The sequence below is a fragment of the Kineococcus sp. AC630 genome, assembly GCF_979255925.1.
Genome location: NZ_CEEDMJ010000021.1, coordinates 15,711 through 29,003 on the forward strand (window position 1 = coordinate 15,711; position 13,293 = coordinate 29,003).

The following is a 13,293-nucleotide window of genomic DNA, read 5'->3' on the forward strand; positions in this document are numbered from 1 at the left end:
CTCGTCGGTGGCCGGAGCGGTCCTCTTCCCGCCCGACCTCGCCGTCCCGACCCTCCTGCTGCTCCTCCTGGCCGCCTTCGCGGCGGGCTGGGTGGACGCCGTGGTCGGCGGCGGGGGCCTCCTGCAACTCCCGGCCCTGCTGCTCGTCCCCGGTCTCGCCCCCGTCCAGGCCCTGGCCACGAACAAGCTCGGCTCGATCTTCGGGACCTCCACCAGCGCCCTGACGTACTACCGGCGGGCCCGGCCCGACCTGCGGACGGCCCTGCCGATGGCGGCGGTCGCCCTCGTGGGCAGTTTCGGCGGTGCCTCGATCGCCGCGGCCCTACCGGTCGCGGTGTTCAAACCCGTCATCGTCGTCGCCCTGGTCACCGTCGCGACCATCACCCTGCTGCGGCCGGCCCTGGGCGGGACGACGTCGCTGCGCTTCTCCGGGCACGCGCACTACCGCGCCGCCGTCGCGGTGGGCCTGGCCATCGGGGTGTACGACGGCGTCCTGGGTCCGGGGACGGGGACGTTCCTGGTCATCGCGATGGTCAGCCTCCTCGGCTACGACTTCCTGCAGGCCAGCGCCAAGGCGAAGATCGTGAACTTCGCCACCAACCTCGGCGCCCTGCTCTTCTTCGTCCCGCACGGATCGGTCGTCTGGGGACTGGCTCTGCTCCTGGGCGCGGCCAACGTGGGCGGCAGCTACCTCGGCTCACGGATGGCCATCGCCAGCGGCACCCGTTTCATCCGCACCGTCTTCCTGGTGGTGGTCGCGGCGCTCATCGTGAAGGTGGGCCACGACGTGTGGGTCGAGAACCTCCGCCCCCTCCTCGACTGAACCGCCGCCGCCACCCTCACGGGGTGAGGCGGTGCAGGTCGCGGGGGAACAGGGTCGTGCGCCGGACGTCGTTCGCTCACGTCGAGGGAGGACCCGGCTCCAGCGCGCGCAGCAGCAACCGGTGCAACGTCGCCTGGTCACGGTCGGACAACCCGCCGAACGACTCCTCGAGGACCTCGTCGAGCAGGGCACCCCCCGCCGCCCGCACCTGCTCGCCCGCGGCGGTGAGGCGGTGCCGGACCGCCCGGCCGGGCCCTTCGACCCGCTCCAGGAGTTCGCGCTCGATCATGCGCCGGGCCAGCTCGCCCATCGACTGGTCGGTCTGGAAGGTGAGGACCGCGAGCCGGTGCAGCGAGGCCTCGGGTTCGGCGTCGAGGTGTCGCAGCACGTCCCACTGGACGAGGGAGACCCCGAGCGTGGCCAACTGCCGGTTCGCGTCCCGGTGGTGGCGCCACTGCAGCCGTTTGACGGCCAGCCCGACGTCCTGCAGCGAAGGTTCCACGTCCTCAGGGTAGCGGATCCAAGGAACCTGACCTAAGGTTCCTTACATACCGCTCATCGACGTCCCCCTCGACACCACCACCGTGCCCGTGACCTGCACCGACCAGGGCCGCGGTCGTCCCGTCCTGCTGCTGCACGGCGGCGGCGGTCCCCTCACCGTCAGCGCCTGGGCGCACCGGCTGGCCGCCACCGCGGACGTCCGGGTGATCGTCCCCACCCACCCGGGGTTCGAGGGAACACCCCGCCCGGAGGCCCTGAGTTCGCCCCGGGACCTCGCCCGGCTCTACGCCGGCCTGCTGGAGTCCCTCGACCTGCACGACGTCACGGTCGTCGGCAACTCGCTCGGCGGCTGGATCGCGGCGGAACTCGGGCTGCTCGACACCACCCGGGTCGGTCGTCAGGTCCTGGTGGACGCCGTCGGGATCGAGGTCCCCGGCCACCCCGTCGCCGACTTCTTCGCCCTCACCCCGCAGCAGGTCGCCGAGCGCAGCTACGCCGACCCCGCGACGTTCGGCCTCGACCCCGCCACGCTCCCCGCCGAGCGGCTCGCGGCGATGGCGGGCAACCGCGCCACCCTGCAGGTCTACGGCGGTACGGCGATGACCGACCCGACCCTCGCCGGCCGGCTGGCGGGCACCGCCCGGCCGAGCCTCGTCGTCTGGGGCGAGGCGGACCGCATCGGGGACCCCGACTACGGCCGCGCCTACGCCGCGGCGCTCCCCGGGGCCGGGTTCGTCCTGCTCCCCGGGACGGGCCACCTCCCGCAGATCGAGACCCCGGACGTCCTCGTCGACGTCGTCCGGGGGTTCCTTCAGGAGACCCCGAGGGCTTCCTTCAGCGGGTCGATGGCGAAGTAGACGAGGAACAGCACCGCGACGACCCACAGCACCGGGTGCACCAGCCGGGCCTTGCCCTTGGCCACCTTGAGCACCACGAAGGCGATGAACCCGGCCCCGATGCCGGCGCTGATGGAGTAGGTGAAGGGCATCAGGACGATCGTCAGGAACGCCGGCAGGGCGATCTCCAGGTCCGACCAGTCGATGCCCTTGACCTGGGTCATCATGAGGAAACCCACGACGACGAGCGCGGGGGTCGCCGCCTCGTAGGGGACGATCGACACCACGGGGGCCAGGAACGTCGCCAGCAGGAACGCCACCCCGGTGACCACGCTCGCGAGGCCCGTGCGCGCGCCCTCACCGACCCCCGTCGCCGATTCGATGAAGCTCGTGTTGCTGGAGACCCCGCCCGCACCACCGGCGGCCGCGGCGATCGAGTCGACGACGAGGATCCGGCGCATCCGCGGCGGGTTCCCGTCCGCGTCCAGCAGGTCCCCCTCGGCCCCGATGGCGACGACGGTCCCCATGGTGTCGAAGAAGTCGGCGAGCAGGAGCGTGAAGACCAGCAGCAGGACGCTGACCACGCCGATGACCCGGAACGAGCCCAGCAGCGAGAACTGCCCGAGCGTCGAGAAGTCCGGGGTGGAGATCCACCGGTCGGGCAGCTCCGGGACGTTCAGCCCCCACGCCCGCGCGTTCACGACGGAACCGTCGGCGCCGGTGCGCGGCCCGAGCTTCGCCACGCCCTCCACGACGACCGCGAGGACGGTCGCCACGACGATCCCGGCGAGGATCGCACCCCGGACGCCGCGGACCATCAGGACGATCGTCAGCAGGAGCCCGACGACGAACACCAAGGTCGGCCAGCCGGCCAGGAACCCGCCGATGCCGAGTTCCAGGGGGGTGCCGCTGCCGGCCCGGACGAAGCCGGAGTCGACGAGCCCGACGATCGTGATGAACAACCCGATCCCCACGCTGATGGCGATCTTCAGCTGCGCCGGGACCGCCCGGAACACCGCCTCCCGCAGACCCGTGAGCACCAGGACGAGGATCACCAGGCCCTCGATGACCACGAGCCCCATGGCGTCGGCCCAGGTCATCCTCGGCAGGCTGGCCACGCCGAAGGCCAGGAACGCGTTCAGGCCCAGCCCGGTCGCCAGCGCGAGCGGGTAGTTCGCGACCGCACCCATCAGCAGGGTCACGACCCCGGCCACGAGGGCCGTCCCCGCGGCGACGGCGGCCAGGTCGGGACTGCTGCCACCGCCCAGGAAGCCCCCGGTCCCGTCCGGCTGCGTCCCGATGATCAGCGGGTTCAGGACGATGATGTAGGCCATCGTGAAGAAGGTCGCGAGACCACCGCGGACCTCGCGTCCGACGGTGGAGCCCCGGGCGCTGATCTCGAACCAGCGGTCGAGGGCGGACGGGACAGGGGCGTGCGACATGCGGGACCTCGGGGTCGACGGGGCGGAACCCGGGCGATCCTGCCAGAGCTCAGTGCACCGGGGCGACCGGCGAGATCACCAGCGCCCGGACCGGGGCGTGGACCCCGGCCCAGGTCGAGGACAGCGACTCGTGCAGGACGGCGCTCGCCGCCCCGAGGGCCCCGGCCTGCTCCCCCGCCTCCCCCAGCCGCACGCCGACCGGGTGGACCTCGCGCGTCATGGCCGCACCCAGCCGGGCCGCCAGGGCGACCCGCAGCCGCTCACCCGTTCGGCGCAACCCTGCGCCGCCGAGGACGACCTCGCTCACGTCGAGGACGTTCACCACCCCGAGCACCACCCGCGCGATGTCGTCGGCCGCCGCGTCGAGCACCTCCGCGGCGACGGTGTCCCCCGCGCCCGCCCGGGTGCCCAGCACGTCGTGGTCGTCCAGGACGGTCCGCTCGGCGAGGCGCAACCCGGCCGCCCGCGCCGCCCGGGGGCCGACCCGCTCCACGTAGCGGCGCACCACGGCGGCCGGTGCGGCGACGGCCTCGAGGCAGCCGACGGAGCCGCAGGGACACGGCGGGCCGGCCGGGTCGGCGACGACGTGGCCGATCTCGCCCGCGTTGCCGGACTCCCCGTGCAGCACCTCGTCGCGCAGCACCAGCCCACCGCCGATGCCCGCCCCGACGTGGACGTAGAGGAAGCTGCGCCCCGTGCGGCGCGAACGCCACAGGTCCCCGACCGCGGCGGCGGTCGCGTCGTTCTCCACCAGGACGGGCAACCCGGTGGCCCGCAGGAGCAGGTCCGCGATGGCGACCCCGCGCCACCCCGGGAGGTTGATCGCCGAACTGCGCACCGGTCCGGCGAAGTCCAGGGGCCCGGGGACGGCGACACCGACCCCGCGGACCCCCACCGCACCGGTGGTGTCGATCAGCCGGCGGACGAGACCGGCCGCGTGGGCCACCACGAGTTCCACGGGGGCCTCCGGATCGGGCAGGGGTTCGCGGTCGACCCCGACCACCACCCCGGACAGGTCCAGCAGCACGGCGTCGACGTGCTCGCGCTCGAACTGGACGCCGACGGCCAGCGCGGCCCCCGGACGCACCGACAGGGCCGTGCGCGGCTTGCCCGCACCGCGCACCGCCCCCGGACCCGTACCGGGGCGCAGCAGGGCCACCCCCTCCTGGACGAGACCGCGCTCCACCAGGCGCCGGACGATGTTCGAGACCGTCTGCAGCGTCAGCCCGCTCGCGCCGGCCAGGTCCGTGCGGGACGTGCCGGGGTGGCGCCGGATGCCGTCGAGCACCACCGCCTGGTTGTAGTCGCCCACCCAGGGCAGGTTCGTGCCACGTCGCACCACGCCTCCTCGCGCTCGGCGACCCCCTTGGGATCGTTCCCAGAATCATGCGTCCGATCCGTTGACACGGTCAATCCACTGGATTTACTTTCCTGACACGGAACGGCGCACCGGAGCTCCACCGGCCGGCGCGCACCACATCGGACACCGCCACGAGGGAGTGGATCGTGCGTCGTCGCAACTTCCTGACAGCTACCGGCCTGGGCGCCGGCACCCTGCTCGGAACCGCAGCCTGTGGTGGCGGTTCCCAGTCCGGAGACGACTCCGGGGGCAAGGGGATCAAGGTCGCCTACCAGCAGTGGGGCTCGGGCACGGTGATGAAGGACTACCTCACCGGCGTCAAGGCCGCCTACGAGAAGGCGAACGCGGGCAAGACCATGGACCTGCAGCCCATCGTCGCCTCCGAGAACGACTACTACACGAAGCTCCAGCTGATGATGCGCTCGCCGCGCACGTCGCCCGACATCGTGTACGAGGACACCTTCCTCATCAACTCCGACATCACCGCCGGGTACCTGCAGCCGCTGGACAGCTACCTGGACGAGTGGGAGGAGTGGGACCAGTTCCAGGACGTCGCCAAGGGGGCCGCGAAGGCCGCCGACGGCAAGACCTACGGGGTGCCGGACGGCACCGACACCCGTGCGCTCTGGTACAACAAGAAGCTCTTCGCGCAGGCCGGCCTGCCCGAGACCTGGACACCGGGCAGCTGGGACGACATCCTCACCGCCGCCCGCCAGATCAAGGCGAAACTGCCGAACGTCACGCCGATCAACGTCTACGCCGGCAAGGCCGCCGGTGAGGCCGCGTCGATGCAGGGTTTCGAGATGATCTTCTACGGGACCGGTTCGACGCTCTACGACGCGGACAAGGACAAGTGGAACGTGGGGAGCTCGGAGTTCAAGGACTCCCTCACCTTCCTCAAGACCCTCTTCGACGAGAAGCTCGCCCCGGACCCCACGATCGCCCTCGACGCCCAGGTCGGCACCCGGGTCCAGGAGGAGTTCCTGCCCGGCAGCACGCTGGCCATCGACCTCGACGGGTCGTGGGTCTCCAGCACCTGGCTGGACACCGGCGGCGCGCCGTGGAAGGAGTGGAGCGAGACCATGGGCCAGGCCCCGATGCCGACGCGGGACGGTTCGGGCGAGGGCAGCATCAGCATGTCCGGTGGCTGGACCTGGGCCATGACCAAGAACGCGTCCAACCCCGAGGACGCCTGGAAGGTCATCTCGACGCTCACGTCGTTCGAGAACAACCTCAAGTACAACATCAACTCCGCGGCCGTCGCCGTGCGCAAGGACGTCGCGGCCGACGCCGACTACACCGGTTCCAACCCCACGCTGGAGTTCTTCTCCAGCCTGGTCCCGGTCACGCAGTACCGCCCGCAGAACACCGACTACCCCCGGGTGTCCAACGAGATCCAGGTCGCGATGGAAGCCGTCGTCACCGGCCAGGCCAGCGTCGAGGACGCCGCCAAGGCGTACGACGAGGCGGTCAAGGGGATCGTCGGCGAGGACAAGACCGCGACGCTCTGAGCGTCGTCCCGAGCAGGAAGGAGGTCCCGTGGCCACCATCACCCGTCCGAACCCGGGAACACCCGGAGGGCCTGAACTCCGGCGCAGGACCCACCCGATCTCGGTGGACATCGCTCGGGCCCTCCCCCTGACGCCGGCGGTCCTGCTGCTGCTGGTGTTCCTGGCCGGCCCGATCCTGTGGTGCATCTACGCCGCGTTCACCAACACGGCGCTCACCGGCGCAGGATCGGGCAACACCCAGTTCGTCGGCCTGGACAACTTCCGGGCCGCGTTCAGCAGTGACACGTTCCGCAACTCCGTCGTGCTGACCCTGGTCTTCACGTTCCTGTCGGCCGTCGTGGGGCAGAACCTCCTCGGTCTCGGTCTCGCGCTGCTGCAGAAGCGGTCCGCGAAGGCGGTCCGCACCCTGGTGGGCATCACCGTCATCGGCGCCTGGGTCATCCCCGAGGTCGTCGCCGGGTACGTCTGGTACGCGTTCCTCGCCAAGGACGGAACCCTCAACGAGATCCTCGCGACGCTGGGGCTGGGCCAGAACTGGCTCTACACCCTGCCGATCATCGCGGTCTCCCTGGCCAACGTCTGGCGCGGGACGGCGTTCTCGATGCTCGTCTACAACGCCGCCCTCTCCGAGATCCCCCAGGAGATCGAGGAGGCCGCCGAGATGGACGGGGCGACCGGTTGGCGGCGTCTCCGCTGGGTCACGGTCCCGATGATCAAGCGCACCGTGACGACGAACCTCATGCTCATCACGTTGCAGACGCTGTCCGTGTTCGGCCTCATCTACACGATGACCCGAGGCGGTCCCGGCACCAAGAGCCAGACCCTGCCGCTCTACATGTACGAGCAGGCCTTCTCCTTCAGTCAGATCGGCTACGGCACCGCCATCGCGCTCGTCCTGCTCGCGGTCGGCGGCGTCTTCTCCATCATCTACATGCGCCTGCTGCGCGAGGACTGACGCCCATGACCACCGAAACCCCCACCCCTGCGCTCAGCACCACCAAGCTCACGGTCGGCTCGAGCAAACCCGTCGGGCCCCGGACCCGGGTCGCCGTCGGCGTCATCAACCTCGTCACGGCCGTCCTCGGGATCACGTTCCTGGTCCCCCTGCTGTGGGTCGTCTTCGCCGCGTTCAACTCCCAGGCCGGCCTCAAGCTGGAGTGGCCGGGGTCGAACTTCAGCCTCGACAACTTCCGGGCCATCCTCACCCCGGAGACGACCTACCGGCCGATGTGGAACGGGCTGGTCCTCTGCGTGGGCTCGACGGTCATCGCGATCGCGGTGGCGACGCTCGCCGCCTACCCGCTGTCGCGGTTCAACACCCGCTACAAGCGCCCGTTCCTGCTGACCATCCTGTTCTCGACCGGTCTGCCGATCACGGCCATCATGGTTCCGGTCTACGGCCTGTTCGTGCAGCTCAACCTCATCGACACCATCAGCGGGACGGTCGCGTTCATGGCGACGACCGCGCTGCCGATGTCGATCTTCCTCATGAAGAACTTCATGGACGGCGTCCCGCTCACCCTCGAGGAAGCCGCCTGGACCGACGGCGCGAACTCGATGCAGACGCTGCGCCACATCGTGCTGCCGTTGATGTGGCCGGGGATGTCGGTCGTGACGATCTTCACGTTCATCGGCATGTGGGGGAACTTTTTCATCCCCTTCATCCTGCTGCTCTCCCCCGACCGGCTGCCGGCCTCGGTGAGCATCTTCACCTTCTTCGGCCAGTACGGGTCGGTCCAGTGGGGTCAGCTCGCGGCCTACTCGATCCTCTACACGCTGCCGGTCGTCATCCTGTACGTGCTGCTCTCCCGCCGTCTCGGCGGGGCGTTCAACTTCGGTGGCGCGCTCAAGGGCTGAACCCACGACGGAGCCCCCGCACCTCTCGGTGCGGGGGCTTCCGCCTGTCCGGGCCAGGTCACCCGACGGGCACCTCACCCGCCGGCGGTGGACGTCCAGGCGAGGAGGTGCGGGGTCGCCTGGGACAGCGAACCCACGACGACGTGCGCGGCCGCCAGGTCCGCCGCCGGGTGCGACGTCGTCACTGCGACGACCCGCATCCCGGCGGCGCGTCCCGCGTCGATCCCGGCCGGGGCATCCTCCACGACGAGGCAGTCCCCCGGCGCGACGCCGAGGAGCTGCGCCGCCAGCAGGTACCCCTCGGGGTCGGGTTTGCCCACGTGCACGGCGGACCCGTCGACGAGCACCGACGGGACGGGCAGGGCGCCCGCCCGCAACCGCGCCCGCACCGTCCCGGCGACGCCGGAGGTCACGATCGCCCAACTCTCGGCCGGGAGCGCAGCCAGCAGCGGCGCGGCGTCGGGGAACACCGGGAAGGCCCCGGGCAGTTCCTCGACGAACTCCCGCAGCCGGGTGTGCTCGGCCCCCGGGTCGAGCTGCGGGGCGACGGCGGCGATGGTGTCGACCGGACGACGGGCGTGGGTCGCGGCGTGCACGAGGGCGGGATCGAGACCGTGCAGCGCGGACCAGCGGTCCCAGACGCTGCGGTAGCCCGCGTGGGAGTCCACCAGGACGCCGTCGGCGTCGAAGAGGACCGCCCGGGCGGGGCTCACCAGTGCGCTGTGCGCGGCACCGGCTGGCACCCGGGGCAGGAGAACGACGACCGGTTCATGAACGCGTCACGACGCACCAGCGACCCGCACCGCGGGCACGGCCGTCCCAGCTGCCCGTAGACGGCCAGCGACCGGTCGAAGTACCCGCTCGCGCCGTTCACGTTGACGTACAACGAGTCGAAGCTCGTCCCGCCCGCGTCCAGCGCTGCACTCATCACCTCGCGCAACCCCGCCAGCAGCGCGGCGGCCTGGGGCCGGGTGATGGACCGGGTCGGCCGGGCGTAGTGCAGCTTCGCGCGCCACAGCGACTCGTCGGCGTAGATGTTGCCCACCCCCGAGACGAGGGTCTGGTCCAGCAGAGCCCGCTTCAACCCGGTCGTCTTCTCCCGCAGGCGCTGGGCGAAGAGGGCGTCGTCGAAGGCGGGATCGAGGGGATCGCGGGCGATGTGCGCGACCGGAGCGGGCAGGAACCTCGACCACGAGGCGTCGGAGGACTCCCCCAGCCCGCCCAGACCACCGTCGGGCGTCCCCACCAGCGGCACGACGGCGACCCCGCCGAACGTCCGCTGGTCGACGAAGCGCAGTTCCTCGCCGTCGTCGTCGAAGGTCCACACGGCGCGGAGGTGCTTCTCCGGCGGCGCGTCGGCGGCTTCGACGAGCAGCTGACCGCTCATCCCGAGGTGCACGACCATCGCCTCCTCGGCGTGACCGTCGGCGTCGGCGAGCGGCAACCAGAGGAACTTCCCGCGGCGCACGGCGTCGGCGACGACGAGGCCGTTGGTGCGGGCGGCGGCGTCCTCCGGCCCGGCGACGTGGCGACGGATCGCGCGAGCGTTCAGGAACCTCGTGGTCGAGACCGTCCGTCCGAGCACCCAACGGGCCACTCCACGACGAACGACCTCGACCTCGGGGAGTTCGGGCACGAGATCAGTGCGCGGCGCGTTGCGCGGCCGCGGCCGTGGCCTCGCGCAACGCCTCGACGGCGGCCGAGGCCGCCTTCTGCTCGGCTTCCTTCTTGCTGCGTCCCTCACCGTGCCCCAGCGCGGTGCCCCCCACCACCGCGTCGGCGGTGAAGTTCTTCGCGTGGTCGGGGCCGGAGTCGGTGATGGCGTAGGACGGCACCCCGAGGCCCTCGGCCGCGGTGAGTTCCTGCAACGCCGTCTTCCAGTCCGTCCCGGCCCCGAGACGTTCGGAGGACTCCATGAGCGGCGAGGTCAGGCGCAGGACGAAGTCCTGGGCGCCGTCCATCCCGACCGAGAGGAACGCCGCCCCGATGACGGCCTCCATGGTGTCGGCCAGGATCGAGTTCTTGTCCCGGCCGCCGGTGCCGAGCTCGCCCTTGCCGAGACGCACGTGATCGCCGAGGTCGAGCCCGCGGGCGATGTCCGCGAGGGCGCGGGAGTTCACGACAGCGGCCCGCAGCTTGGCGAGCCGGCCCTCGGAGACGTCCGCGTAGCGGGTGTAGAGCTCGTGGGTGACCACGAGCCCGAGCACCGAGTCCCCGAGGAACTCGAGGCGCTCGTTGGTCGGCAACCCACCCTTCTCGTACGCGTACGAGCGGTGGGTCAGCGCGAGTTCCAGGAGGTCGGCGTCGATCTCCACGCCCAGAGCAGCAGTCAGCCGGGCGGCGTCACCGACGCCGCCCGGCGTGACTGCGGGCGCCTGCTGAGCGGTCAGCTCAGAGGTCCTTGACCTTGCGGCCCTTGTACTCCAGGTACAGCGGGGTGCCGGCGGAGTCGGTGACGACCCGGGCGGTGTGCGGACGCGAGTACGCGACCTGGCCACGCACGTTGCTGCGGACCAGCGTCTCTTCGGTCGCCTTCCACTGCGAACGGCGGGCGCGGGTGTTGCTGCGGGACATCTTCCGCTTCGGGACTGCCACGATCAGCTCTTCTCTCTGGTTCCGGACGGGGAGTCGTCACTGCTCTCGAGCAGGGACTGCAAAGCGGCCCACCGGGGGTCCGCCGGTTCTTCGGTGAGCGGCGCCTGCTCGGAGACACCGATCTCGTAGTCCTGCTGGCAGGGGCCGTCGCACACGGGCTGGAACGGCAGTTCCAGCACGATCGCGTCACGGACCGCGGGTTCGAGGTCGACGAGCTCGCCCTGGGCGACCTCACGGATCTCGTCCTCGTCGTCCGCCAGCTCCAGCGGCTTCTTGCCGGGGTAGGCGAACAGCTCCTGCACCGTGACCTCGAGGTCCTGCGTCACCTCGGCGAGGCAACGACCGCACTCCCCGACGGCGGTGCCACGGACGGTGCCCGAGACGAGCACACCCTCCATGACGGCTTCCAGCCGCAGGTCGAGCTCGAGGTCGGCTCCCTCGGGGACACCGATGACGGCGATCCCGAGTTCGGCCGGTGCCGGGACGGTGCGCTGCAAGGTGCGCATCGTGCCGGGCCGACGGCCCAGGTCGTGCGTGGACAGCACGAGCGGAGCGTTCGGGTCCAGCTGACCTTCGTGCACCTTCTGCTTGCTCACGTCCACACCTCCGCTGGAACTCGATCGACACACCACAAGACCCCGTCGCTGGTGGCAGAACCACACGCGCCGAGGCCGCCCCCAAGGGTAACCGAGGGTGTGCCCTGCGACCCAATCGTGCTCAGGACGACGCGCTCTCGTCCTCGGAGGTCTCCGGCGACGTCGCGGTGGCCCCCTCGGGGACCTCGTCCTCGCCCCCGCGGACCTTCAGCCGGTCACGCCCACGGTGGGCCTGCTGCTTGAGCCGGTCCAGCTCCTCCTCGAAGTCGGAGAGCTTGCGGTCGACCCACGCGTCGGCGTCGACCCGCAGGCGCTTGGCCTCGTCGCGGGCGGACAGGACGATGTGGTCGGCGCGTTCGCGCGAGGCCTTCGTGACGGCTTGCGCGTCGACGAGCTCCTCGGCCCGCTCACGGGCCTCGGCGAGCACCTGGTCGGCGTCGGACCGGGCGGCCGCGAGGACCTCGTCGCGCTGGGCCAGCACGTCACCGGCCTGCTGGACCTCGGCCGGCAGCAGCCGGCGCACCTCCGAGACCAGGGCGAGCAGCTGCTCGCGGTCGACCATCACCGACGACGACAGCGGGACCCCGCGCGCCCCCGACACGAGCGCGGCGAGCTCACCGAGCTTCTCGTGCACCTCCACAGCCACAGCCTTTCCGTTGCTTCTCAGCGTTCTCGGGGACGTCGTCCTCAGGGACGTCCCGGGTCCGCATTCTCCCCCAGCCGGGCGACCAACGCGGTGCGCACCGCCGCAGGCACCAGACCGGAGACGTCGCCGCCGTAGCGGGCGACCTCCTTGACCAGCGAGCTCGACACGTGCTGGACGCGCGGGTCCCCCACCAGGAACACCGTCTCCACGTCGGCCAGGTGCCGGTTCATCAGCGCCATCGGCAGCTCGTAGGCGTAGTCGCCGCCGCCGCGCAGGCCCTTCACCACGACCGGGGCGCCGAGACGGCGGCAGTGGTCGACGAGGAGCCCGTCGGCGAACTCCTCGACGAGCACGCGCTCGGCCCGCGGGTCGCCGGTCTCCTCCAGCGCGGCCCGCACGAGCTCCACCCGCTCCGGACCGCTGAACAGGCCCCGCTTGGAGGGGTTCACCGCGACACCGGCGTAGACGGTGTCGAACATCCCCGCCGCCCGCAGCAGGACGTCCACGTGCCCCAGGGTCACGGGGTCGAAACTGCCCGGGCAGACGCAACGGCTCACGGGACCCGACGCTAACAGCGCGCCGTCCACACGCTGGTCTCCCCGTACTTGCGCTGCCGCACGTCGCTGAACTCCTCCGGCCAGACCGGCTCGGCGGTGCGTGAGGACCGCTCGACCACGATCGTCGCCGCGGGTGCCAGCAGGGGCACGAGAGCGCCGAGCACGGTCGCCACGTCGTTCGACTCGACGGCGTAGGGCGGGTCGAGGAACACCAGGTCCCAGCCGCCCTCGAGCGCGGCGCCGGCCGAGGCGAGGAACCTCTCCACCCGCTCGGCCACCACGGTGACCCCGGGCAGCCCGACCGCCGCGACGTTGGCCCGCGCGGTCTGGGCGGCCGCCCGCGCGGCCTCGACGAGGACGACCCGCGTCGCACCGCGACTGGCCGCCTCCAGCCCGAGCGCCCCGGAGCCGGCGTAGAGGTCGAGCACCCGGGCACCCTCGAGGACGTCGGCGGCGTCGAGGGCCGAGAACACCGCCTCGCGGACCCGGTCGCTGGTCGGGCGGGTCGTCTCCCCCGGCGGGACCTTCAGCCGTCGTCCGCCGGCGGTCCCGGCGATGAGCCGGGTCAC

16 protein-coding genes are annotated in these 13,293 nt (G+C 71.6%); 5 read left to right on the forward strand and 11 right to left on the reverse strand.

Annotation, left to right across the window (positions count from 1 at the left end; genetic code table 11):
* Nucleotides 1–7 precede the first annotated feature (7 nt).
* A complete protein-coding gene (locus AC0I8G_RS20145) occupies nt 8–823 on the forward strand; it encodes a sulfite exporter TauE/SafE family protein (RefSeq protein WP_471731533.1) in 816 nt (271 codons plus the stop codon).
* 76 nt (nt 824–899) lie between these two features.
* Here the strand turns inward: AC0I8G_RS20145 and AC0I8G_RS20150 are convergent, their stop codons facing one another.
* Nucleotides 900–1,325, reverse strand: coding sequence for a MarR family winged helix-turn-helix transcriptional regulator (locus tag AC0I8G_RS20150; protein WP_471731534.1), 426 nt, complete (start codon nt 1,323–1,325; stop codon nt 900–902).
* An 88-nt stretch (nt 1,326–1,413) separates the two neighbouring features.
* Between AC0I8G_RS20150 and AC0I8G_RS20155 the strand changes: the two genes are divergently transcribed.
* Nucleotides 1,414–2,181, forward strand: a complete 768-nt coding sequence (locus tag AC0I8G_RS20155) for an alpha/beta fold hydrolase (RefSeq protein WP_471731535.1) — start codon at nt 1,414–1,416, stop codon at nt 2,179–2,181.
* Here AC0I8G_RS20155 and AC0I8G_RS20160 read toward each other — a convergent pair.
* Both AC0I8G_RS20160 and AC0I8G_RS20165 read right to left on the reverse strand, forming a co-directional pair.
* The gene (locus AC0I8G_RS20160; RefSeq protein WP_471731536.1) at nt 2,136–3,602 is read right to left on the reverse strand and encodes an NCS2 family permease; all 1,467 of its coding nucleotides are present in this window, start codon (nt 3,600–3,602) and stop codon (nt 2,136–2,138) included. The genes AC0I8G_RS20155 and AC0I8G_RS20160 overlap by 46 nt on opposite strands.
* 49 nt (nt 3,603–3,651) lie before the next feature.
* Complete coding sequence (locus AC0I8G_RS20165; protein ID WP_471731537.1) at nt 3,652–4,941, reverse strand: ROK family transcriptional regulator; 1,290 nt, start codon at nt 4,939–4,941, stop codon at nt 3,652–3,654.
* A gap of 167 nt (nt 4,942–5,108) precedes the next feature.
* On the opposite strand from AC0I8G_RS20165, the gene AC0I8G_RS20170 reads away from it, so the two are divergent.
* The 3 genes from AC0I8G_RS20170 to AC0I8G_RS20180 are packed head-to-tail and all read left to right on the forward strand — an operon-like array spanning nt 5,109 to nt 8,330.
* Nucleotides 5,109–6,473, forward strand: a complete 1,365-nt coding sequence (locus tag AC0I8G_RS20170; RefSeq protein ID WP_471731538.1) for an extracellular solute-binding protein — start codon at nt 5,109–5,111, stop codon at nt 6,471–6,473.
* Nucleotides 6,474–6,501: 28 nt separating this feature from the next.
* The gene (locus AC0I8G_RS20175) at nt 6,502–7,428 is read left to right on the forward strand and encodes a carbohydrate ABC transporter permease (RefSeq protein ID WP_471731539.1); all 927 of its coding nucleotides are present in this window, start codon (nt 6,502–6,504) and stop codon (nt 7,426–7,428) included.
* Between the two features lie 5 nt (nt 7,429–7,433).
* Nucleotides 7,434–8,330, forward strand: a complete 897-nt coding sequence (locus tag AC0I8G_RS20180) for a carbohydrate ABC transporter permease (protein WP_471731540.1) — start codon at nt 7,434–7,436, stop codon at nt 8,328–8,330.
* Nucleotides 8,331–8,404: 74 nt separating this feature from the next.
* Here the strand turns inward: AC0I8G_RS20180 and AC0I8G_RS20185 are convergent, their stop codons facing one another.
* The 8 genes from AC0I8G_RS20185 to rsmD all read right to left on the reverse strand — a co-directional run bounded on the left by AC0I8G_RS20185 (nt 8,405) and on the right by rsmD (nt 13,293).
* On the reverse strand, nt 8,405–9,043 hold the full coding sequence (locus tag AC0I8G_RS20185) for an HAD-IA family hydrolase (RefSeq protein WP_471731541.1): 639 nt from the start codon (nt 9,041–9,043) through the stop codon (nt 8,405–8,407).
* Nucleotides 9,040–9,966, reverse strand: a complete 927-nt coding sequence (gene mutM / locus AC0I8G_RS20190; RefSeq protein WP_471731542.1) for a bifunctional DNA-formamidopyrimidine glycosylase/DNA-(apurinic or apyrimidinic site) lyase — start codon at nt 9,964–9,966, stop codon at nt 9,040–9,042. Before mutM ends, AC0I8G_RS20185 begins: the two co-directional genes overlap by 4 nt.
* Nucleotides 9,967–9,970: 4 nt before the next feature.
* On the reverse strand, nt 9,971–10,645 hold the full coding sequence (gene rnc / locus AC0I8G_RS20195) for a ribonuclease III (protein ID WP_328292102.1): 675 nt from the start codon (nt 10,643–10,645) through the stop codon (nt 9,971–9,973).
* A 76-nt stretch (nt 10,646–10,721) separates the two neighbouring features.
* Nucleotides 10,722–10,925 (reverse strand): 50S ribosomal protein L32, encoded by a 204-nt coding sequence (rpmF, locus tag AC0I8G_RS20200; RefSeq protein WP_328292103.1) that lies wholly within the window; start codon nt 10,923–10,925, stop codon nt 10,722–10,724.
* A 2-nt stretch (nt 10,926–10,927) separates the two neighbouring features.
* The gene (locus tag AC0I8G_RS20205; protein WP_328292104.1) at nt 10,928–11,521 is read right to left on the reverse strand and encodes a YceD family protein; all 594 of its coding nucleotides are present in this window, start codon (nt 11,519–11,521) and stop codon (nt 10,928–10,930) included.
* A gap of 121 nt (nt 11,522–11,642) precedes the next feature.
* The gene (locus AC0I8G_RS20210) at nt 11,643–12,161 is read right to left on the reverse strand and encodes a hypothetical protein (protein ID WP_471731543.1); all 519 of its coding nucleotides are present in this window, start codon (nt 12,159–12,161) and stop codon (nt 11,643–11,645) included.
* Between the two features lie 47 nt (nt 12,162–12,208).
* Nucleotides 12,209–12,724 (reverse strand): pantetheine-phosphate adenylyltransferase, encoded by a 516-nt coding sequence (coaD, locus tag AC0I8G_RS20215; RefSeq protein ID WP_380259748.1) that lies wholly within the window; start codon nt 12,722–12,724, stop codon nt 12,209–12,211.
* 11 nt (nt 12,725–12,735) lie between these two features.
* Nucleotides 12,736–13,293, reverse strand: a complete 558-nt coding sequence (rsmD, locus tag AC0I8G_RS20220; protein ID WP_471731594.1) for a 16S rRNA (guanine(966)-N(2))-methyltransferase RsmD — start codon at nt 13,291–13,293, stop codon at nt 12,736–12,738.

Bases quoted from the DNA above. Each gene is read 5' to 3' on its own strand.
- AC0I8G_RS20160 (WP_471731536.1), bottom strand. From the start codon at position 3,602: ATGTCGCACGCCCCTGTCCCGTCCGCCCTCGACCGCTGGTTCGAGATC.
- AC0I8G_RS20180 (WP_471731540.1), top strand. From the start codon at position 7,434: ATGACCACCGAAACCCCCACCCCTGCGCTCAGCACCACCAAGCTCACG.